At 68.2% G+C, this 20,606-nt stretch carries 20 protein-coding genes; 6 read left to right on the forward strand and 14 right to left on the reverse strand.

All coding sequences use genetic code 11. The annotated features are described in order from the left end of the window. Positions 1-107: 107 nt before the first annotated feature. Positions 108-647, reverse strand: a complete 540-nt coding sequence (gene thpR / locus PQ455_RS14935) for an RNA 2',3'-cyclic phosphodiesterase (RefSeq protein ID WP_273686892.1) — start codon at positions 645-647, stop codon at positions 108-110. Positions 648-810: 163 nt separating this feature from the next. On the opposite strand from thpR, the gene PQ455_RS14940 reads away from it, so the two are divergent. Continuing rightward, on the forward strand, positions 811-1,542 hold the full coding sequence (locus PQ455_RS14940) for a Bax inhibitor-1/YccA family protein (RefSeq protein ID WP_273686893.1): 732 nt from the start codon (positions 811-813) through the stop codon (positions 1,540-1,542). A gap of 70 nt (positions 1,543-1,612) precedes the next feature. Here PQ455_RS14940 and PQ455_RS14945 read toward each other — a convergent pair whose 3' ends face one another. The 6 genes from PQ455_RS14945 to miaA all read right to left on the reverse strand — a co-directional run bounded on the left by PQ455_RS14945 (position 1,613) and on the right by miaA (position 7,368). Then, positions 1,613-1,993 (reverse strand): hypothetical protein, encoded by a 381-nt coding sequence (locus PQ455_RS14945; protein WP_273686894.1) that lies wholly within the window; start codon positions 1,991-1,993, stop codon positions 1,613-1,615. A 105-nt stretch (positions 1,994-2,098) separates the two neighbouring features. Then, positions 2,099-2,701: a YceI family protein gene (locus PQ455_RS14950; RefSeq protein ID WP_273686895.1), complete on the reverse strand. Its 603-nt coding sequence runs from the start codon at positions 2,699-2,701 to the stop codon at positions 2,099-2,101. A 208-nt stretch (positions 2,702-2,909) separates the two neighbouring features. Beyond that, the gene (ilvC, locus tag PQ455_RS14955; protein WP_273686896.1) at positions 2,910-3,929 is read right to left on the reverse strand and encodes a ketol-acid reductoisomerase; all 1,020 of its coding nucleotides are present in this window, start codon (positions 3,927-3,929) and stop codon (positions 2,910-2,912) included. A 110-nt stretch (positions 3,930-4,039) separates the two neighbouring features. Continuing rightward, positions 4,040-4,555, reverse strand: coding sequence for an acetolactate synthase small subunit (ilvN, locus tag PQ455_RS14960; protein WP_273686897.1), 516 nt, complete (start codon positions 4,553-4,555; stop codon positions 4,040-4,042). A 43-nt stretch (positions 4,556-4,598) separates the two neighbouring features. Then, the gene (locus PQ455_RS14965; RefSeq protein ID WP_273691392.1) at positions 4,599-6,362 is read right to left on the reverse strand and encodes an acetolactate synthase 3 large subunit; all 1,764 of its coding nucleotides are present in this window, start codon (positions 6,360-6,362) and stop codon (positions 4,599-4,601) included. A gap of 82 nt (positions 6,363-6,444) precedes the next feature. After that, positions 6,445-7,368 carry a tRNA (adenosine(37)-N6)-dimethylallyltransferase MiaA gene (gene miaA / locus PQ455_RS14970; protein ID WP_273686898.1) on the reverse strand — a complete coding sequence of 308 codons (924 nt, stop codon included), beginning with the start codon at positions 7,366-7,368 and terminating at the stop codon, positions 6,445-6,447. On the opposite strand from miaA, the gene serB reads away from it, so the two are divergent. Beyond that, positions 7,361-8,245, forward strand: coding sequence for a phosphoserine phosphatase SerB (gene serB, locus PQ455_RS14975; RefSeq protein ID WP_273686899.1), 885 nt, complete (start codon positions 7,361-7,363; stop codon positions 8,243-8,245). The two genes, miaA and serB, sit on opposite strands and share 8 nt — an antisense overlap. Before the next feature lie 95 nt (positions 8,246-8,340). On the opposite strand, the gene deoC is transcribed toward serB, so the two are convergent. The 3 genes from deoC to deoA all read right to left on the reverse strand — a co-directional run bounded on the left by deoC (position 8,341) and on the right by deoA (position 11,835). Then, complete coding sequence (deoC, locus tag PQ455_RS14980; protein ID WP_273686900.1) at positions 8,341-9,213, reverse strand: deoxyribose-phosphate aldolase; 873 nt, start codon at positions 9,211-9,213, stop codon at positions 8,341-8,343. Then, entirely contained in the window at positions 9,213-10,445 is a 1,233-nt protein-coding gene (locus PQ455_RS14985) for a NupC/NupG family nucleoside CNT transporter (protein WP_273686901.1), read from the reverse strand. Before PQ455_RS14985 ends, deoC begins: the two co-directional genes overlap by 1 nt. A 73-nt stretch (positions 10,446-10,518) precedes the next feature. Continuing rightward, positions 10,519-11,835, reverse strand: a complete 1,317-nt coding sequence (gene deoA / locus PQ455_RS14990; protein WP_273686902.1) for a thymidine phosphorylase — start codon at positions 11,833-11,835, stop codon at positions 10,519-10,521. Positions 11,836-12,071: 236 nt separating this feature from the next. Between deoA and PQ455_RS14995 the strand changes: the two genes are divergently transcribed. Both PQ455_RS14995 and parE read left to right on the forward strand, forming a co-directional pair. Next, positions 12,072-12,626, forward strand: a complete 555-nt coding sequence (locus PQ455_RS14995; protein ID WP_273686903.1) for an outer membrane beta-barrel protein — start codon at positions 12,072-12,074, stop codon at positions 12,624-12,626. 102 nt (positions 12,627-12,728) lie between these two features. Continuing rightward, complete coding sequence (parE, locus tag PQ455_RS15000; protein WP_273686904.1) at positions 12,729-14,717, forward strand: DNA topoisomerase IV subunit B; 1,989 nt, start codon at positions 12,729-12,731, stop codon at positions 14,715-14,717. 140 nt (positions 14,718-14,857) lie between these two features. Here the strand turns inward: parE and PQ455_RS15005 are convergent, their stop codons facing one another. Together PQ455_RS15005 and PQ455_RS15010 are read right to left on the reverse strand one after the other, a co-directional pair. After that, positions 14,858-17,374, reverse strand: a complete 2,517-nt coding sequence (locus PQ455_RS15005) for a penicillin-binding protein 1A (protein ID WP_273686905.1) — start codon at positions 17,372-17,374, stop codon at positions 14,858-14,860. After that, complete coding sequence (locus tag PQ455_RS15010) at positions 17,371-18,342, reverse strand: N-acetylmuramoyl-L-alanine amidase family protein (protein WP_420542876.1); 972 nt, start codon at positions 18,340-18,342, stop codon at positions 17,371-17,373. Before PQ455_RS15010 ends, PQ455_RS15005 begins: the two co-directional genes overlap by 4 nt. 189 nt (positions 18,343-18,531) lie before the next feature. Here PQ455_RS15010 and PQ455_RS15015 point away from each other — a divergent pair, with 189 nt between their 5' ends. Together PQ455_RS15015 and PQ455_RS15020 are read left to right on the forward strand one after the other, a co-directional pair. Beyond that, the gene (locus PQ455_RS15015) at positions 18,532-18,717 is read left to right on the forward strand and encodes a hypothetical protein (RefSeq protein WP_273686906.1); all 186 of its coding nucleotides are present in this window, start codon (positions 18,532-18,534) and stop codon (positions 18,715-18,717) included. Next, on the forward strand, positions 18,714-19,145 hold the full coding sequence (locus PQ455_RS15020; protein WP_273686907.1) for a thiol-disulfide oxidoreductase DCC family protein: 432 nt from the start codon (positions 18,714-18,716) through the stop codon (positions 19,143-19,145). The genes PQ455_RS15015 and PQ455_RS15020 overlap by 4 nt, the downstream gene beginning before the upstream one ends. Positions 19,146-19,148: 3 nt before the next feature. Here the strand turns inward: PQ455_RS15020 and PQ455_RS15025 are convergent, their stop codons facing one another. Both PQ455_RS15025 and rplQ read right to left on the reverse strand, forming a co-directional pair. Continuing rightward, positions 19,149-19,868 carry a DUF4336 domain-containing protein gene (locus PQ455_RS15025; RefSeq protein WP_273686908.1) on the reverse strand — a complete coding sequence of 240 codons (720 nt, stop codon included), beginning with the start codon at positions 19,866-19,868 and terminating at the stop codon, positions 19,149-19,151. A gap of 112 nt (positions 19,869-19,980) precedes the next feature. Beyond that, complete coding sequence (gene rplQ, locus PQ455_RS15030; protein WP_273686909.1) at positions 19,981-20,403, reverse strand: 50S ribosomal protein L17; 423 nt, start codon at positions 20,401-20,403, stop codon at positions 19,981-19,983. Between the last annotated feature and the right edge of the window lie 203 nt (positions 20,404-20,606).

Genomic DNA, 20,606 nt, shown 5'->3' on the forward strand with positions numbered 1-20,606 from the left:
TCACTTTGGGCCGGCGACAACCTGTTTGTTGTGCGACGCGGCATAATGGCGAAACTAGCGTGCGATCGTTGCGACGACGCAACACACAATATCCGCCTGGTGGATATTCAGGTTGAGGCCAGCGGATATCGGGCGATCGCCTCGTAGCGGGCGCCCTCCCCGCCGAGGCTGCTTTCATACAGGCCGAAATGGGCGACCGTGACGGGCGAAGACGCAAGGCTGGACCAGCGGGCGAGGATGTCGTCGATCGGACCAGCGTGCCGCGACAGCCGCGCCACGGTGATGTGCGGCAGGAAAGCGCGGCTCTCGATCGGCACGCCCACCCGGCGCAGCGCCTGCCCGATCCGCTCGGCCAGCAGGCGGAGGCCATCGTGCGGGGTGACGCCGGCCCACAAAGTATCCGGCACGCCGCGCCGGTCTAACAGCCCGGCGCCCCGCAAGGCGAAGGTCACGGGCGGGGCATGGATCGATCCGAGCGCGGCGGCGATATCCTCCGCCTGGTGGTGATCTACCTCGCCGATGAAACGCAGGGTGAGGTGAAGTTGCTCGTCGCCCTGCCACCTCAGGCCGCTGCCGCCGCCCATCAGGCCGACCAGTTGGACGCGCATCGGGGGCGGCGGGCGCAGGGCGACGAACAGGCGGTGCATGAGGGTTTTATGGCTGGTCCAGCGGCGCTGGACCAGAGGGCGGCGCCAGCCCAGACAGCAACAATACGTAAGGAATGGTTTCGCTTGAAACCCGCCCCCACGACGCCGATATTGGCGAACAGGTCGCGCGCTGTTGCGCGACGGTCAAGGAGTTTGAACCGCAATGGCAAACTGGTCAGATCCGCGCCCCACGGTGAGCGCGCGCACGACCGGAGCGGGCGTCGGCGCCCAGGCTGGCTATGACGCCGGGCTGCGCTCGTACATGCTTTCGGTCTACAATTACATGGCGTCGGGCGTGCTGCTGACGGGTGTCGTCGCGCTGCTGTTCGCCAATTCCGGCCTCGCGCAGCAGGTGCTGAGCACGCCGCTGCGCTTCCTCGTCATGCTGGCCCCGCTGGGTTTCGTGATGGTGCTGAGCTTCGGCATCAACCGGCTGTCGACCTTCGCGGCGCAGGCGCTCTACTGGGCGTTCGCGGTGGCGATGGGCCTCTCGCTGTCGTCGATCTTCCTAGTCTACACCGGCACGTCGATCGCGCAGACCTTCTTCGCGACGGCCGCGGCCTTCGCCGGCCTCAGCCTGTACGGCTACACCACGAAGAAGGATCTGTCGGGCTTCGGCACCTTCCTCATCATGGGCGTGGTCGGGCTGCTGGTGGCGTCGCTCATCAACATCTTCCTGCAATCGAGCGCGTTCCAGCTCGTCATCAGCGTGATCGGCGTGCTGCTGTTCGCCGGCCTCACCGCTTATGACACGCAGAAGATCAAGAGCCTGTATTTCCAGGTGGCGGGCAGCGAGTTCGCCGGCAAGTCGGTCGTGATGTCGGCGCTGACGCTGTATCTCGACTTCATCAACATGTTCACCTTCCTCCTCCAGCTCTTCGGCGATCGCCGCTGATCTGACGAGGCGAAAGCCCGGACAGCAAGAGGCCCGGCGGAGCGATCCGCCGGGCCTTTGTGTTTGCGCGTCAGCCGGAAATACCAGGCGGCATCATCCGGGCCGATATGCTCGCCGCGCCACGTGACTGACGCAGGTCGCGTGTCAGGTCGGCGAGATCGTCGATCGCGTCACCCGTGAGTAAGCCCGTCCTTGGCGCTCTTGAGCGGGTCAGCGACAGCATGATAGCCCCGTAATCGGCAAAACGGGCGCCGATCTGCCGATGCGGCGCCTGCCAGTCGCCTTCGGGCGGCTCCATATCGCTCGCCATGCCGTAGGCGGGGGCCACGTCATGCGAGGCCGCCAGCGGGCGATTCAGCGCGGTCGAACGTTCGCCATCGCCTGGCGGTCGGGCCGCCCACATGGCATCCAGAAACGCCTGAGCGACATCGGCGGCGTTACGGCGGGCCATGCGCTGGCCTGTCGTCAAACGTGCCAGACGGCAAGCCTGCGCTCTGGCCTTCACCAGAATACAGGCTTGCCGGAAGCGGCGGAAAATCCTGCCGGCCGATAGCCGTCAGGCCTTCACGAAGGCCGCGTGGATGATGATCTTCACTTCGTCGCTCACGATCGGCACGGCCATGCCGAGGCCGAACTCGCTGCGCTTGATCGTGGCGGTGCCCGAAAAGCCGATGTTGAGCGCCTTGCTCATCGGGTTGGTGGCCGCGCCGAAGAATTTGGCGTCGAGCACGACGGGCTTGGTGATGCCCTTGATCGTCAGGTTGCCGCTGATCTTGGCCGAGGTGCCGCTCGCCACGACCGAGGTGGAGACGAAGGTGGCGGTCGGGAATTTCGTGACCTCGAAGAAATCGGGGCTCGACAGATGCTTGGCGAAGGCCGGCGCCGTCACGACCATGTTGCTGGTGTCGAACGTGACCGAGACCTTGGCGGCGGCGGGCTTGGCCGGGTCGATCTCGAGCATGCCCTCGCTGGCGGCGAACGCGCCCGACAGCGGCGAGACGCCCATGTGATCGACGGTCCACACCACCTGCGTATGGGCGGGATCGACCTTGTAGCTGCCGGCGGTGACCAGCTTGGTGTCGGCCTTGCCCGGCGTCTGGGCGACGGCGGGGGCGACGAGGACGGTAGCGAGCAGGAAGGCTGCGAGAGGCGCGCGCATGGATGGTCTCCAGATGATTTGGGGCACGGAAAAGACGAGGCGGCCAGGCTAAGCCCGACCGCCCCGCGATCACAGTCCCGTTCGCTGCAACACCATGTTGCGGCTGGAGTTCCGTTGAAGCCTTTTGATCGTCACGGCGAGCGCAGCGAAGCCGTCCAGCGCAGCGGCTGGATCGCGTCGCTACGCTCGCGATGACGAAGCGACAGACTCAGTTCTTCGCCTTGTCCACCAGCTTGTTCTTGGCGATCCACGGCATCATCGCGCGCAGCTCGCTGCCGACCTGTTCGATCGGGTGGGCGGCGGCGGCCTTGCGGGCGGCCTTCAGCTCGGGCTGGCCGGCGCGGTTGTCGAGGACGAAATTCTTGACGAAGCGGCCGGACTGGATGTCGGCCAGCACGCGCTTCATCTCCTTCTTGGTCTCCTCGGTGATGATCCGCGGGCCGGTGGTGATGTCGCCATATTCGGCGGTGTTGCTGATCGAATAGCGCATGTTGGCGATGCCGCCCTCATACAGCAGATCGACGATCAGCTTGGTTTCGTGGAGGCATTCGAAATAGGCCATCTCGGGGGCGTAGCCGCCCTCGACGAGCGTCTCGAAGCCCGCCTGGATGAGATGGGTGATGCCGCCGCACAGCACCGCCTGCTCGCCGAACAGATCGGTCTCGCACTCTTCCTTGAAGGTCGTCTCGATCACGCCCGAGCGGCCGCCGCCGACGGCCGAGGCATAGGACAGTGCCACGTCATGCGCATTGCCCGACGCGTCCTGATGGATCGCGATGAGGCAGGGCACGCCGCCGCCGCGCTGATATTCGGAGCGGACGGTGTGGCCGGGGCCTTTCGGCGCGATCATGAACACGTCGATGTCGGCGGCGGGCTCGATCAGGCCGAAGTGGACGTTGAGGCCATGGGCGAAGGCGATGGCGGTGCCGGCCTTCAGATTGGGCGCCAGATCGTCATTGTAGATCGCGGCCTGGTGCTCGTCGGGCGCGAGGATCATGACGATGTCGGCCCAGGCGGCGGCCTCGGCATTCGTCATCACCTTGAAGCCGGCACCCTCGGCCTTCTGCGCGGTGGCCGAACCGGGGCGCAGCGCGATGGCGACCTCGGCGACACCCGAATCGCGCAGGTTCTGCGCATGGGCATGGCCCTGGCTGCCATAGCCGACGATGGCGACCTTCTTGGTCTTGATGAGGCCGATGTCGGCATCCCGGTCGTAATAAACGCGCATGTGAAACCCCTTCTTCTCATCCGTCACCCCAGCGAAAGCTGGGGTCTCGTGCCGCAACGGCACCCTAAATTTCGAAAGATCTCAGCTTTCGCTGGGATGACGTCCTTGTCTTAAATCGGATCGGCCCCCCGCGCGATCGCGGCGACACCGGTGCGGGCGACCTCGACCAGCCCGACCTCGCGCATCAGTTCGAGGAATTTGTCGATCTTCTCCGGCCCGCCGGTCACCTCGAACACGAAGGAGGCGGTGGTCGCGTCGACCACGCGGGCGCGATAGACCTCGGCCAGCCGCATCGCCTCGATGCGCTTCTCGCCGGTGCCCTTCACCTTCACCAGCGCCAGCTCCCGCGCGACATGCGGGCCGAGTTCGGTCAGGTCCACCACGCGATGCACCGGCACCAGCCGGTCGAGCTGGGCGATGATCTGCTCGATCACGGCGGGCGGCCCCGAGGTGACGATGGTGATGCGGCTGATCGTCGCATCCTCGGTCACGTCGGCGACGGTCAGGCTCTCGATATTGTAGCCGCGCGCCGAGAACAGCCCGGCGATGCGGGCGAGGATGCCCGGCTCGTTCTCGACGGTGACGGAGAGGGTGTGCCGCTCCGAGGCTTGGGTCTTGATCTGCATGGATATCTCGTCGGAGAAAGGAGGTGCGAGCGGCGCGGCCGGATCAGACCAGCGCCTTGGCCTCGTCGGTCATCTCGCCCACCACCTCGCTCTCGTAGAGCAGCATATCGGTGTGCGCGGCACCCGACGGGATCATCGGGAAGCAGTTCGCGAGCTTGGCGACGCGGCAATCGACCATCACCGGGCCGTCATGCGCCAGCATCTCGGCGATGCCGCCGTCAAGCGCGTCGGGATCCTCGATCCGCATGCCCTTCCAGCCATAGGCCTCGGCCAGCTTCACGAAATCGGGCAGCGCCTCCGAATAGCTGTGCGAATGGCGGCCCGCGTAGGTCAGATCCTGCCACTGGCGGACCATGCCCATATATTCATTGTTGAGGATGAACACCTTCACCGGCAGGCGATATTGGGTCGCGGTGGCCAGTTCCTGAATATTCATCTGGATCGAGGCTTCGCCGGCGATGTCGATGACGAGCGCGTCCGGGTGGCCGATCTGCGCCCCGATCGCGGCGGGCAGGCCATAGCCCATCGTGCCGAGGCCGCCGCTCGTGAGCCATTTGTTCGGCCCCTCGAAATCGAAATGCTGCGCGGCCCACATCTGATGCTGGCCGACCTCGGTGGAGACGATCGGCTTCAGATGCCTGGTCGCTTCCCACAGCCGCCGGATGGCGTGCTGCGGCATGATCGCGGCCTTGCTCTCGGGGTAAGCGAGCGACTTCTTGCCGCGCCATTCGTCGATCCGGGCGAACCAGGTGGACAGGTCGGCGGCCTGATGGGCGCGGCCCTTCCACACGCGGACCATATCGTCCATCGCCCGGCCGACATCGCCGACGATGCCGACATCGACCCGCACGATCTTGTTGATCGACGAGCGATCGATATCGATGTGGATCTTGCGCGCATTGGGGGCGAAGGCGTCGAGCCGGCCGGTGACGCGATCGTCGAAGCGCGCGCCCAGCGCCACGATCAGATCGGCCTGGTTCATCGCATGATTGGCTTCGTAGGTGCCGTGCATCCCCAGCATCCCCAGCCACGCCGGATGGCTCGCCGGAAAGGCGCCAAGGCCCATCAGGGTGGAGGTGACCGGCGCGCCGCTGATCCGCTGCAATTCGCGCAGCATCTGCGACGCAGCGGGGCCGGCGTTGATGATGCCGCCGCCGGTGTAGAGCACCGGGCGCTCGGCCGCCGCCAGCATCTCCACCGCGGTCTCGATCAGCGCGGTATCCGCCTTCACCTGCGGGCGATAGCTCTTGTGCTGCGCGGCGACGGCGCCGGGGCCGGCGGGCTTGCGATAGGCGGCGGTGGCGACCTGCACGTCCTTCGGCAGATCGATCACGACCGGGCCGGGGCGGCCCGAGGTGGCGATATAGAAGGCCTCGTGGATCACAGCACCGAGCTTGGCCGGATCCTTCACCAGATAATTATGCTTGGTGCAGTGGCGGGTGATGCCGATCGTGTCGCATTCCTGGAAGGCATCGGTGCCGATCAGCGGCGTGCCGACCTGGCCCGTGATGACGACCATCGGGATCGAATCCATCAGCGCGTCGGCGATGCCGGTGACGGCATTGGTCGCCCCCGGCCCCGAGGTGACGAGGACCACGCCGGGCTTGCCGGTGGCGCGGGCATAGCCCTCCGCCGCATGGGCCGCCCCGCCCTCCTGCCGAACGAGGATGTGGCGGATCTTCGTCTGCTTGAAGAGCGCGTCGTAGATCGGGAGGACGGCGCCGCCCGGATAGCCGAACACTACCTCGACGCCGAGATCGGTCAGCGCCTCGATCAATATGTCCGCACCGGTCTTGTCGGCAGCCATCGTCATGTCCGTTCGTCGTGATTCGGGAGTCTTTGCTCGGAGGGCGTCGGCTAGAGACACGAAACCATCCTGTCAAACCGTTTCAGCGTAATTTTGTTACGATCTGATCGATGATGTTGAAATCAATCTGCTCGATCCGGGGCCATTCGGGCGGCGGCTGACGGCCGAACCATGTCCGCTGGCGCTTGGCATATTGCTGTGACGCGAGCGCGGCGCGGGCGACGGCCTCGTCGCGCGGGATATGGCCGGCGAGCATGTCGCCGATCTCGCGCACCCCGATCGCGCGCCTCACCGGCAGCGCGGGATCGAGGGCGCGGGCGAGCAACGCCTCCACCTCCGCGACCGCGCCCTCCGCCATCATCGCCTCGAACCGCGCGGCGATCCGCGCGCGCAGCGCCTCGCGCTCGGGCAGCAGGAGCAGGGGGACCAGATCGACGGTGTGGCCGATCCCGCCGACCTTCTCGGATTGCCAGTCCGCCAGCGGGCGCCCGGTCGCGCGCACGACCTCCAGCGCGCGGGCGACGCGGGTGGTGTCGCTCGGGCGCAGGCGGGCGGCGGCGGGCGCATCCTCCACCGCCAGCGCGGCATAGGCCTCGGCCACCGGCAGCGCGCGCACCTCGGCGCGCACGGCCGGGTCGATCCCGGGCACCGGCGCGATCCCGTCGAGCAAAGTGCGGATATAGAGGCCCGTGCCGCCGACGAGGATCGGCACGCTCCCCGCCCCCCATGCCGCGGCGATCGCCGCCTTGGCTTCCTCCGCCCAGTCCGCCGCCGAACAGGCGATCGCCCCGTCGCGATGGCCGAACAGCCGGTGCGGCGCGCGCGCCTCTTCCTCCGGCGAGGGCCGCGCTGAGAGGATACGCAGGTCGCGATAGACCTGGCTGGCATCGGCGTTGACGATCGTTCCACCCACCCGTTCCGCGACGGACAGAGCCAGAGCCGACTTGCCGCTGGCGGTCGGCCCCGCAATAAGCGCCAGCTTGCCGGAAGGAACATTGATGCTCATCGCCACCCTCATAGCAGCCGATCGCCTGCGCGCCGGAGATATTGCCACCGCGCGCGACGCGCTCTCGGGCGTCGGCGGCATCCCCGGCGTGGCCGAATGGATCGACGATGGCCTCGCCGCCGACATCCCGTTCCGCCGGATCGACGCCACCGCCGCCCGCGCCGCGCTGGAAGGGCTGATCCCGATGGTCGACGTGGTCGTCCATGCCCATGAGCATCGCCGCAAGAAGCTGCTCGTGGCGGACATGGATTCGACGATGATCACGATCGAATGTATCGACGAACTGGCCGATTATGCCGGCATCAAGGCGAAGATCGCGGAGATCACCGAGCGGGCGATGCAGGGCGAACTGGATTTCGAGGGCGCGCTCGATGCCCGCGTCGCCCTGTTGCGCGGGCTCGACGAGAGCGTGATCGAGCGGTGCCGCGAGGAGCGCGTGCGGCTGATGCCGGGCGCTCGCGCGCTGGTCGGCACGATGCGGCGCAACGGCGCGCATTGCGTGCTGGTTTCGGGCGGCTTCACCGCCTTCGCCGATCAGGTGGCCGAGGCGATCGGCTTCCATCAGGCGATCGCCAACCATCTCGACATGGAAAGCGGGCGGCTGGCCGGCACCGTCCGCCGCCCGATCGTGGGCGCGCAGACCAAGAAGGACACGCTGCTCGCCGAGACCGAGCGGCTGAAGCTCGATCCCGTGCTGACCCTGGCGGTGGGCGACGGTGCCAACGACATCCCCATGATCCAGGCCGCCGGCCTCGGCATCGCCTATCGCGCCAAGCCGAAGACAGCGGCGGCGGCGGACGGCCGCATCGAGGCGGGCGACCTGCGCGCGCTGCTGCATCTGCAGGGCTATCCGGTGCGGGAATGGGCGATCGAGTAGCCCCAGCCGCCGCCGTGCTCCGGCGCAGGCCGGAGCCCCGGGTTACTGGACGCGGCACTCGTGGCCCTGGGCTCCTGCTTTCGCAGGAGCACGGATTAGCCCGCCAGTTCGTCCCGGATCGCCCCCAGCAAGCGTGACGCGCCGATGCGGAACAGGCTCGGATCGATCCAGTCGGGCCCCAGGATGCTCTCCACCAGCGCCAGCCAGTGCAGCGCCTGATCGGGCGTGCCGATGCCGCCTGCCGGCTTGAAGCCGACCCTGATGCCCGTCCGCGCCTCGAAATCGGCGATGCCGCGCAGCATGATCGCGCCCGCCGGCAAAGTGGCGTTGACCTTTTCCATGCCGGTCGAGGTCTTGATGACATCCGCCCCGGCCATCATGCAGACCAGCGAGGCGCGGGCGATGGTGGTGGCGTCGCCCAGTTCACCGACGGCGATGATCGCCTTCAAATGGGCGAGGCCCGCCGCCGCGCGGAAAGCGCGCACCTCGTCGTAGAGCGCCTGCCAGTCGCCCTCCAGCGCATGGCTGCGGCGGATGACGATGTCGATTTCGGCCGCGCCCACGCCCACGCAATCGGCGACTTCGGCGATGCGGGTGGCGAGCGGCGTCAGCCCGGCGGGGAAGCCGGCGGCGACGCTGGCCACGGGAAGCCGGCCCGCCAGCGCCTCGACGGCATAGGGCACCATCGCCGGATAGACGCATACCGCCGCCGTGGTGAGGCTGCCGTCGCCGAGCGGATCGAGCGCCGTGGCGCACAGGGCGCGGACGCGGGCGGCGGTGTCGTCGCCCTGGAGCGTGGTGAGGTCGATCAGGCCGATCGCCTGTCGCAGCCGGGCGGCGCGCGCCGCGCCGGTGGGGAGCGGGGCCGCCTCGATCGCGGCAGCGGTCGCGCTGGCGGCCGCATCGTCGAACGACGTCGCCGCGACCAGCGCGGCATCGAACGCCACGCCCGGATTGATCGCTGCCATCAGGGGATGAGGATGCCGGCCAGCGCCGCCGACATGAGGTTGGCGAGGCTGCCCGCCACCAGCGCGCGCAGGCCCAGCTTGGCGATCATCGGCCGCTGGTTGGGGGCGAGGTTGCCCGTCACCGCCATCTGGATCGCGATCGACGAGAAATTGGCGAAGCCGCACAGCGCGAAGGTGATGACCGCGATGGTGTGCGGGCTGAGCGTCGCGCCGATCTGCCCCAGATGGATGTAGGCGACGAATTCGTTCAGCACGATCTTCTCGCCGAACATGCCTCCCGCCGCGCCGGCCTCGCTCCACGGCACGTTGAGCAGGAACATCAAGGGCGCGAAGATGAAGCCCAGCATCTGCTGGAAGCTGAGATCGGGATAGCCGAACCAGCCGCCGATGCCGCCCAGCACGCCGTTCGCCAGCGCCACCAGCGCCACGAACGCCAGCACCATCGCGCCGACCGCCACCGCCAGCTTCACGCCCAGCTGCGCGCCCTGCGCGGCGGCCATGATGATGTTGGCGGGCACCTCCTCGTCATGCGTCGAATCGACCAATTCGATGGGATGCTCGATCGGCACGTTGGGATCGTCGGGCATGACGATCTTGGCCATCAATATGCCCGCCGGCGCCGACATGAAGGAGGCGGCGAGCAGATAATCGATGCGGATGCCCATCGAGGCATAGGCCGCCAGAATCGTGCCGGCGACGCCCGCCATGCCGCTGGTCATCACGGTGAACAGCTGCGGCGGGGTGAGGCCCGCGAGATAGGGGCGGATCACCAGCGGCGATTCGGACTGGCCGACGAAGATGTTGGCCGCCGCGCACAAGGATTCCACCTTGGAAACGCCGATCACCTTCTCGATGCCGCCGCCGACCCAGCGCACGACATATTGCATGACGCGCAGATAATAGAGGATCGAGACGAGCGCCGCGAAGAAGATGATGACCGGAAGCGCCGCGATGGCGAAGCTGTGCCCGCCCATCTCCGGCGTGGCGAGCGGCCCGAACACGAAATTGGTGCCCGCCTGGCTGTAGCCGAGCAGCGCGGAGACGCCGCCCGAGATCCAGCCGATCACCCGGCGGCCGGCCGGCACGTACAGCACCAGCACCGCGATGCCGACTTGCAGCGCGAAGGCCGAACCGACGATCCGGAGCTTGATATGGCGGCGGTTGGCCGACAGCAGCACCGCCAGGCCGAGGATCACGGCGATGCCGAGGATGCCGATCAAAAGTCTGTTCATGTGAAGGTGCGCGCCCCTGACCCCGCCAAACCGGACCCTTTTTCCCGTTAAGCAGGGGCTTGTCGAGCCTTTGTCAGAAGCGGCTGTGGACGACCGGCCGTTCGGGCGGCGGTGTATCCCCCACGGCACAGGCGGCGGCGAGCGCGGCGGCGGCCTCCCTCGCGGCGGTCTCCGTCCGGGCATGGATCATCGCCAGCGGACGATCCGGGCCGACCGACGTGCCGATCGGCGCCACCCGCACGAAGCCCACCGCCGGATCGATGGCGTCCTCGATCCGCCGCCGCCCGCCGCCGAGATCGATCAGCGCTTCCCCCACCGCCTTGCCATCGACCGCGCGGAGGATGCCGGCGCGCGCGGGTGGCGCGGCGACGACGACCGGCGCGGTGGCGAGGTAAGCGTCGGGCCGCTCGATCAAATCCGCCGGCCCGCCCAGCGCCGCTACCATCCGCGCGAAGCGATCGGCGGCGGCGCCGGACGCGAGCGCGGCCTCCGCCAGCGCCGCCCCGCCCGCGCGGCTGTCGGCCAGGCCGCCCACCAGCAGCATCTCGGCGGCGAGCGCGATCACGCAGGCATGGAGGCGCGGCTCGCGCGCGGCGCCGGTGAGATAGTCGATCGTCTCGCGCACCTCGATGGCGTTGCCGGCGGTCGAGCCCAGTGTCTCGTTCATGTCGGTGACGAGGCAGCGGATCGGCAGGCCGAGCGCGTCGCCGGTCGCCGCCATCGCCCGGCCCAGCGCCTCGGCCGCCGCCACATCGGGCATGAACGCGCCCGATCCGATCTTGATATCCATCACCAGCGCGCCGACCCCGGCCGCGAGCTTCTTCGACAGGATCGACGCGGTGATGAGCGGGGTCGATTCGATCGTGCCGGTGATGTCGCGGATGGCGTAGAGGCGGCGATCGGCCGGGGCGAGGTCGCCCGTCTGGCCGATGATCGCGCAGCCCACCTCGCGCACCACCGCGCGGAAGCGATCGAGCCCCGGAAAGGGATCGTAGCCCGGAATGGCGGAGAGTTTGTCGAGCGTGCCGCCGGTATGGCCCAGCCCCCGCCCCGAGATCATCGGCACCGCCCCGCCGCACGCCGCCAAGATCGGCGCCAGCATCAGCGAGACCTTGTCGCCCACCCCGCCGGTCGAATGCTTGTCGAGGATCGGCCGGCCGAGCGCCTCGCCGCCCCAATCGATCCGCGTGCCGGAGTTCGCCATGGCGGCGGTCAGCGCGGCGCTCTCGATCGGGTCCATGCCGTTGAGGTAGATCGCCATCGCCAGCGCCGCCGCCTGCTCGGTCGGCAGCGATCCGTCGGCGAGGCCGGACACGAACGCCTCGATCGCCCCGGGCGATAGCGCGCGGGCGTCGCGTTTGGTGCGGATGATGTCGGTAAAGGACGCCACGGCGCCAGCTTAGCGGGCTACGATCCGCGCCCGCCATCAAAAGTTCACCGTCCCCCATCGACATGACGATCGCGGCGAACATGAACCGAGCATTAGCCGACGCGCGACTGTTGCCTATACGCAACAGCTACGCCCGTCGCTCTCCAAGGGGTGGAAACCGCCGCCCGCGACACCAGTTATGCTCCCGACCCCGCCAGTCATGCGGGGCGCGTACCAGTAGCGTTTAGGAGTATCATATGAAGAAGCTCGCCCTGGCGGTCCTCGCGGCCGCCTGCCTCCCCGCGGCCGCGTTCGCGCAGGATACCGCACCGGACGGCACCCGAGCCTCGGGCCTCGAGCCCTATGCCGGCCTTCTCGGCGGCTATCACAATTTCGACAAGCGCAGCGAGTTCGGCACATCGGGCAACCGGGGCAAGATGGACGGCGCGCTGGTCGAGGCCGTCGCCGGCGTCAATTACGGCATCGGCCCGGCGTTCGTGGGTGTCGAGGGCAATGTCGCCAAGGGCTTCAAGGATATCGACTGGGAATATGGCGTGACCGGCCGTGTCGGCGCGCGCGCCGGCAAGTCGGGGCTGCTGTATGTCTCGGGCGGCTACCAGTGGGTCAATGGCAAGGGCAATCGCGGCTTCGGCGACCGTAGCGACATGATCTACGGCGTCGGCGTCGAGGTCGGTCCGAAGGACATCGGCATGGGCAATGTCTTCGGCCCGACGGCGCGCCTGCGCCTCGAAGCCAAGACCTATGATTTCGACAGCATCCGCCCGATGGCGGGCGTCGTGATCGGCTTCTGATCCGATAGGGGGGGCGGGCTTCAGCGGAGCCCGTCCCCTTTTTGTACCGTCCGCCTACATGCGGGCTTTGCCGACAGGACGTGGTCGCCTTATACCCCGTCCATGTCCGACGACGATCTCTTCGCCGCCTCCCCTTCCCCCCAGACCAGCGGCACCTATGACGCCTCCGCGATCGAGGTGCTGGAAGGGCTGGAGCCCGTCCGCCGCCGCCCTGGCATGTATATCGGCGGCACCGACGAACGCGCGCTGCACCACCTCGCCGCCGAGGTGATCGACAATGCCATGGACGAGGCGGTCGCGGGCCACGCCACCCGGATCGAGGTCGTGCTCGGGCCGGGCAACCGCCTGTCGGTGAGCGACAACGGGCGGGGCATCCCGGTCGATCCCCACCCCAAATTTCCCGGCAAGTCCGCGCTGGAGGTGATCCTCACCACGCTCCATTCGGGCGGCAAGTTCAGCGACAAGGCCTATGCGACGTCGGGCGGCCTGCACGGCGTCGGCGTGTCGGTCGTGAACGCTTTGTCGTCGGACACGGTGATCGAGGTGGCGCGCAACCGCGAACTCTATCGCCAGACCTTCTCGCGCGGGCTCGCGACATCGAAGCTGGAGGTGATCGGCGCGGCGCCCAACCGGCGCGGCACCACCGTGGCCTTCATCCCCGACACCGAGATTTTCGGCGAGGCCATGCGCTTCCGCCCGGCGCGGCTGTACCGGCTCGCGCGGTCCAAGGCCTATCTCTACGCCGGCGTCGAGATACGCTGGCGCTGCGACCCCGCGCTGATCGGCGACGATACGCCCGCCGAGGCGACCTTCCAATTCCCCGGCGGCCTGTCCGACCACCTGAAGGAGCAGATCGCCGGCCGCGAATGCGCCACCGCGCAATTCTTCGCCGGGCGGCAGGATTTCCCCAATGCCGCCGGCTCGGTCGAATGGGCGGTGGCCTGGCCGCTCTGGTCGGACGGCAGCTATTCCTATTATTGCAACACCATCCCGACGCCGGATGGCGGAACCCACGAACAGGGGCTGCGCGCCGCGCTCGCCAAGGGGATGCGCGCCTTCGCCGATCTGGTCGGGCAGAAGAAGGCCAAGGATCTCACGCCCGACGACGTGATGATCGGATCGGAGCTGATGCTCTCGGTCTTCATCCGCGATCCGCAATTCCAGAGCCAGACCAAGGACCGCCTCACCAGCCCCGAGGCCGCGCGCCTGGTCGAAGCGGCGATGCGCGACCATTTCGACCATTTCCTGTCGGACAATATGGATCGCGGCCGCGCGCTCTTGGGCCATATGCTCGATCGGATGGACGAGCGGCTGAAGCGCAAGGCCGAGCGCGAGGTGAAGCGCAAGACCGCCACCTCCGGCCGCAAGGTGCGCCTGCCCGGCAAGCTCACCGATTGCTCGGCCGACGATCCCGCCGGCACCGAATTGTTCATCGTCGAGGGCGACAGCGCGGGTGGTTCGGCGAAGCAGGCGCGCGACCGCAAGACGCAGGCGATCCTGCCGATCCGGGGCAAGATCCTGAACGTCGCCTCGGCCAACAGCGCCAAGATCGGCGCCAATCAGGAAATCGCCGACCTGACGCTCGCGCTCGGCTGCGGCACGCGCGAGAAATGCGACGTGGGCGCGCTGCGCTACGACCGGGTCGTCATCATGACCGACGCCGACGTCGACGGCGCGCATATCGCGACCCTCCTGATGACCTATTTCTTCCAGGAAATGCCCGCGCTGGTGCGCGAGGGGCATCTGTTCCTGGCGCAGCCGCCGCTCTACCGGCTGACATCGGGCGCCAGGAGCCTCTACGCCCGCGACGACGCGCACCGCGCCGAGATCGAGGCGAAGGAGTTCAAGGGCAAGAAGGTGGACGTCGCCCGCTTCAAGGGGCTCGGCGAGATGAACCCGCAGCAGCTGCGCGAAACGACGATGGACCCCAAGAGCCGCACGCTCATCCGCATCACTTTGCCCGCCGAATATGAGGAGCGCGCCCAGACCCGTGACCTCGTCGAGCGGCTGATGGGCAAGCAGCCCGAACACCGCTTCGCCTTCATCCAGGCCAATGCCGCCCGGATCGAGGAGGATGCGATCGACGCCTGAGGGCGCCCGGGTCGTCCCGAAACGGATGATCGGCAACGCGTCTCAGGTGCGCCGCTTCCGCTGGCCGCGCTGTGCCCGCCCTGTGCCGCCGCCCCTGATGGCCGGCCTGACCGGTGGTTCCAAGCGACCGGCTTCCAGGCCTAGTAAATCCCGCCCCGCGCTTGCAGGAATTCGCTGTCGCCGCTCGTCGGCCGCGCGGTCGTTGCCGCTTTCGGCTTGGCCAGTTCGTCGCGGCGGATGGTGCGGCGGGGTTCGCTTTCGGGCTTGAACGCTTCCCAGATCACCGAGGCGAGCGGGTCGCTGGTGGGCCAGCTGCCGAACACGCGGCGGCCCGAGGCGCGATCGATGCGGACCATGCGGATGCCGGGCGGCGCGCGGAACGGCACGACCGGCATGTCCTTCATCGCGACGGTGGCGAATTGCTTGAAGATCGGCGCCGCGATCGTGCCGCCCTGCGCGTAGCCACCGAGCGGGCGCGGCTTGTCGTAGCCGAGATACACGCCCGCCACGAGATCGGCCGATCCGCCGACGAACCACACGTTGGTCGGCCCGGTCGAGGTGCCCGTCTTGCCGAACAAAGGCCGCCCCAGATCGCGCAGGATCGTCGCGGTGCCGCGCTGGACGACGCCCTCTAGGATATGGACCGTCTGATAGGCGGTCATGGCGTCGATCGCCTGGGCCGATCGGGCGCGCGGGCGCGGCATCGGCTTGCCGTTCCAGTCGGCCATGTTGCAGCCCTCGCAGGGCCTCGGATCGGCGCGCCAGATCAGCTTGCCGCGCCGATCCTGCACATAATCGATCACCGTCGGCGTCAGCTTGCGGCCGTTGTTGGCCAGCATGGCATAAGCGTTGGTGAGCTTCAGCACCGTCGTCTCGCCCGCGCCCAGCGAGTAAGCGAGGTAGGGCGGATAATCGCCCACGCCCATCGCCTTGGCCAGCGCCACCACCTTGTCCATGCCGGTCTGGTTGGCGACGCGCACGGTCATCAGGTTGCGCGATTGCTCGACGCCCCAGCGCATCGTGCGTGGGCCGGCATAGCCGCCGGAGAAGTTGCGGAAGCATTTGGTGCCGAGCGACACCGATTGCAGCACGCAGAAGGGCGCATCCACCACGATCGTCGCCGGGGTCATCCCCGCGTCGAGGCCGGCGGCATAGACCAGCGGCTTGAAGCTCGATCCCGGCTGGCGCATCGCCTGCGTCGCGCGGTTGAAGGCGGCGCCGCGCGCGTCGAAGCCGCCCTGCATCGCGAGGATCTGGCCGGTGTGCGGGTTCTCCGCGACCATCCCGCCCGACACGGTCGGCGGCGAGCGCAGGACATAGGCATTGCCCTCCTTCTTCACCGCGATGATGTCGCCCGGCTTCAGGAAGTCATAGGCGCGCCCGCCGATGCCACGGCGCGGGCCATTGGCACCCCACGGGAAAAGATCGCCGGTCGTGCCGTTCTGGAAACCCAGTTCGGCGCGGGTGCGATCCTTCGAGATGACCACCGCGCCCAGCCAATCGGGATAGCCGACCGCGACGATCTTGCTGTTGAGGCCCTTCCGCCAGCCCTGCGACACATCGACCGTATCGATCGCCCCCGGCCAGCCGCGCCCCGCCTCGTAACGGACGAGGCCGTCGCGCAGGGCCTGTTCGGCCGCCTTCTGCACCTTCGGGTCGAACGAGGTGCGCACCCACAGGCCGCCGTCATAGACGCTGTGCGGCCCGCTCTCGTCATTCTCGCCATATTTGCCGAGCAGTTCGCGGCGCACCTCTTCCATGAAATAGCCATCATAGGGCCGTTCGGCATCGCGCCGGTCGCTGGAGCGGGCGATCGTGCCGAGCGGGGCGGCGGTCGCGTCGGCGCGCTGGGCGGCATTGATATAGCCGTTGGCCTCCATCTCGCGCAGCACATAGGCGCGCCGCTCCAGCGCGCGCTCGGCGCCGCGCTCGGGGCTGTAGTTGGACGGCGCCTTGGGCAGCACCGCCAGATAGGCCATTTCGGGCAGGGTCAGCCTGTCGACATCCTTGCCGAAATAGGCCCGCGCCGCCGACTGCACGCCATAGGCGTTCCGGCCGAAGGAAATCTGGTTGAGGTAAAGCTCGATGATCTCCTGCTTGGTCAGCGTATCCTCGATGCGGAAGGCGAGGAACGCCTCCTTGATCTTGCGGGTCGGCGAATATTCGTCGCCGACGAGCAGGTTCTTGGCGACCTGCTGGGTGATGGTGGAGCCGCCGCGCGCGCGCTCGCCCGATCCCATCTTGGTGAAATATTCGAAGATGCCGCGCCCGAACGACAGATAATCGATGCCGCCGTGGGTGAAGAAGTCCTTGTCCTCCGCCGAGATGAAGGCGTGGATCATCTGCTCGGGCATGTCGCCATACGGCAGCTCGACCCGCCGCTCGCGCGCGAAGCTGTAGATCGGCGATCCGTCTATCCCGCGCACGTTGGTGGGCAGCGGCGGCTCGTAGCTCAGCAGCCGATCGGCCGAGGGCAGATCCTTGATGAACAGGAACCAGAAGCTGAGGCAGCCGATCAGGAACAGGCAGGCGGCGGCCGCCAGCCAGCGGCCCCACCGCCGGCTGAACAGCAGGCTGAGATCGGAGCGCGCGATGCCGCCCCAGCGGATCAGGCGCGCGCGCCACAGCGCCCAGTCGGGCTTGGTCAGCGCGATCATGCGCCGGCCAGCCTGCGCGCGAAATGCACCTCGACCGCACGGCGGATGCCGGTCGCGATCTTCTTCTGATAATCCTTCGAGAACAACAAAGCCTCGTCCTCAGCGTTCGACATATAGCCCGTTTCGAGCAGCAGCGACGGCACGTCGGGCGCCTTGAGCACCACGAACCCGGCGAATTTGTGGAAGGTGGAGCGGAAATTGATGAGCGGGGACAGTTCCCGCTGCAACAGGTTCGCGAACACCGACGAGATGTTCATCGTCTCGCGCTGGGCGAGATCGACGAGGATCGAGGAGACGTCGTCATTCTCCCCGCCGAGATCGACGCCGTTGAGGATGTCGGCGCGATTCTCCTTGGCCGCCAGCTGCGCCGCCACCCGATCGGACGACACGTCGGACAAGGTATAGATGGTGGCGCCGTGCGCGGTGGCGCTGGGGGCGCTGTCGGCGTGGATCGAGATGAACAGGTCGGCGCCCAGCCGGCGCGCGATCTCGCGCCGGTCGCCCAGCACCAGGAAGGTGTCGCTGTCGCGGGTCAGGGCCACCCGCACCCGGCCCGATCGCACCAGTTCGTCGCGGATCGCGCGGCCGATCGCCAGCGCCGCCTCCTTCTCTCGCCGCTTGCCATCGGCCGAGGGGGCGCCCGGATCGTGCCCGCCATGCCCCGGATCGATCACCACCAGCGGCCGGCCCTTCACCTTGGTGCCCTCGATCGGCGGCAGCACGATCGGGCGTCGGGTGGCGGGCACGCGGCGGGGCGCTGGCTTCGCCTTGGGTTTGGCGGTCTCCTTGGCGACGCCCTGCAATATGTCGAGGATCGACGCCTCCGCCGCCACGGCGGGCACGATCAGCAGGATCGACAGGAGCAGGGCGACGAGACGCATCGCCACATGCTTTAGCGTAAAGGGGGCGGGGCCGGTCCAGCGAAATCGGGTGGTCGGGCAGTCACAACTCGCCGCGCTCCCGCGCAGGGCCCAGGGTTATTCGACCGCAGCGTCTGCCTGCCCCGGGGGCACCTGCCTGCGCGGGAGCGGTAGCGCGCGGGAGGGGAGTGCTGCATCGCGGTAGAAACTGGGCGCCGTCTGTGGCATGGTCTCCACGCGGACGCGGCCATGTCGCCCGCGCCATGGGGGGCCATGGGGGAGGTTGGGAGGTCGCCGATGCGTCTTGCCGGGCTCAATGGTTGGAAGCAGGCGGTCGTCGCCGCGCTGATGCTTCTCGTGATCGTCGGCATCTATGATGCCATCCGCAATCTGCCGGTCGTCTCCGGCTGCTCCTTCTACGCCAATTGCCCCGAGCGGCCGATCGAGCCGCCGAGCGCGCTGGGCCGGGATCCCGTGTCGTGAGCGCGCCCGCCGCCGCCGCGCCCGCCGGCGATCCCGCGCTGATCGTCTATGATGGCGACTGCATCTTCTGCCAGAATTACGTCCGCTTTTTCCGTCTGCGCGAGACGGTGGGGCCGGTCGAGTTGATCGACGCCCGCTCCGGCGACCCCCGCGTCCGCCAGTATCAGCGCGACTATGATCTCAACGAGGGGATGCTGTTCGTCCACAAGGGCCAGGTCCATTATGGCGATGAGGCGGTGCACATGCTGGCGATGCTCAGTTCCTCCTCCAACCTGTTCGCCTGGGCCAATCGCCACCTCTTCTCGCACCGCTGGATCGCCCGCGCGGCCTATCCCTTGCTCAAGGCCGGGCGGCGGGCGACGCTCAAGGTACGCGGCAAGGGGCTGATCCCGGCCGATCTGCAAGCCCCGGCACCCGCCACCGAATAGGGCCTAGAAATCCGCCGCCGCGCGCCTCAGCGCGGCGGCGGCGCCATCGCCGATCACGTCGCCGTGGGACACGATGATGCGGCGCAGGTCGGGCCGATCGGCCCAGTCGCGGAATTGCGCCGCCACCGCCGCCGGATCGGCCACGAACATCCGCCGCACCGGGCGCGAGGTGCGAGGCCGCTTCACGCCGAAGCCGAGCAGCCGCGCCATGATGTGCGCGCCAAGGCCCTGCGGATGGCGGACGTTCGAGAGGATGTCGTTGAGGATCAGCGTCGTCCCCTCCGCGCGGGTGACGGTCAGCGCGAATTCGTCGGCCCTGGTGCCCGCGACCAGCGCGAAGGCGATCGCCGGATCGTGCAGCACATCGCCGGTCGCATCGACCGGCACGGCCTCCGCCACCCCCTCCCGCGCGCTCGGCGGGGCGATCACCCGTGCCTGCGGGTAGCGCGCCTTCCACGGCCTGATGTCGAGCCGATGGCCCTGATTGGGCACGATCAGCGCGCGCACCGGCCCGAGCGCGTCGATCCGCGCCATCTGCGCCTCGTCCAGCGCGATCGGGCTCCACACGGCGATGCCGCCCGCCGCCAGCGCGATCACCGTCATCCGGCGCGGGAAGCGGCCCAGCGGCATGACGATCGATCCGGCGACCGTCCACAGCCCTTCGGCCACGGGCTCCAGCATGCCATGGGGCTGGACAATCCATTCGCTGTTGAATTTCGCCATCACCGGCCTCCGCATCGGCAGCCCGTCGCGCCGCCTGGGCGGTCAACGCAAGAGGGGCCGGAACGCTGCTGCGTCCCGGCCCCTCCTTATGCGGTGCTATGGCGCGAGCGGATCAGGCCGCTTCGTCCATGTCCTCGTCGCTCTGCACCGGGCCGGAATCCTGGCCCTTGGCCGAGACGTCGCGGTCGACGAACTCGATGATCGCCATCGGGGCGGCGTCCGACGCGCGGATGCCGGCCTTGATGACGCGGGTGTAGCCGCCGTTGCGGCCGGCATAGCGCTCGGCCAGAACGTCGAACAGCTTCACCAGCTGCGTGTCGTCGAGCAGGCGGGCGTGCGCCAGGCGACGGTTGGCGAGACCACCCTTCTTGGCGAGCGTGACCAGCTTCTCGACGTAGGGGCGAAGCTCCTTCGCCTTGGCGAGCGTGGTGGTGATCTGCTCATGCTTGATGAGCGCGGCCGACTGGTTGCGGAACAGGGCCGTCCGATGGGACGAGGTCCGCTGCAGCTTACGACCGCCTACGCGATGGCGCATGATAACTTCCTTACGTTCGTCCGGAGGCCGTATCAGGTACGTCCGGCCAGGCGGTGATGAAGGGCACCGCCCCTACCCTATCTCTATAGCCCTCTCCCCTTTGGGAGAGGGAGGGGCCCAGCCGAAGGCTGCGAGGGAGAGGGCACGGCGACCGCTCACGCGACCAGCCGGACAGCCCCTCTCCCCTGCCCTCTCCCCGGTGG

This window comes from Sphingomonas naphthae, from assembly GCF_028607085.1.
In the GTDB taxonomy this organism is placed as follows: domain Bacteria; phylum Pseudomonadota; class Alphaproteobacteria; order Sphingomonadales; family Sphingomonadaceae; genus Sphingomonas_Q; species Sphingomonas_Q naphthae.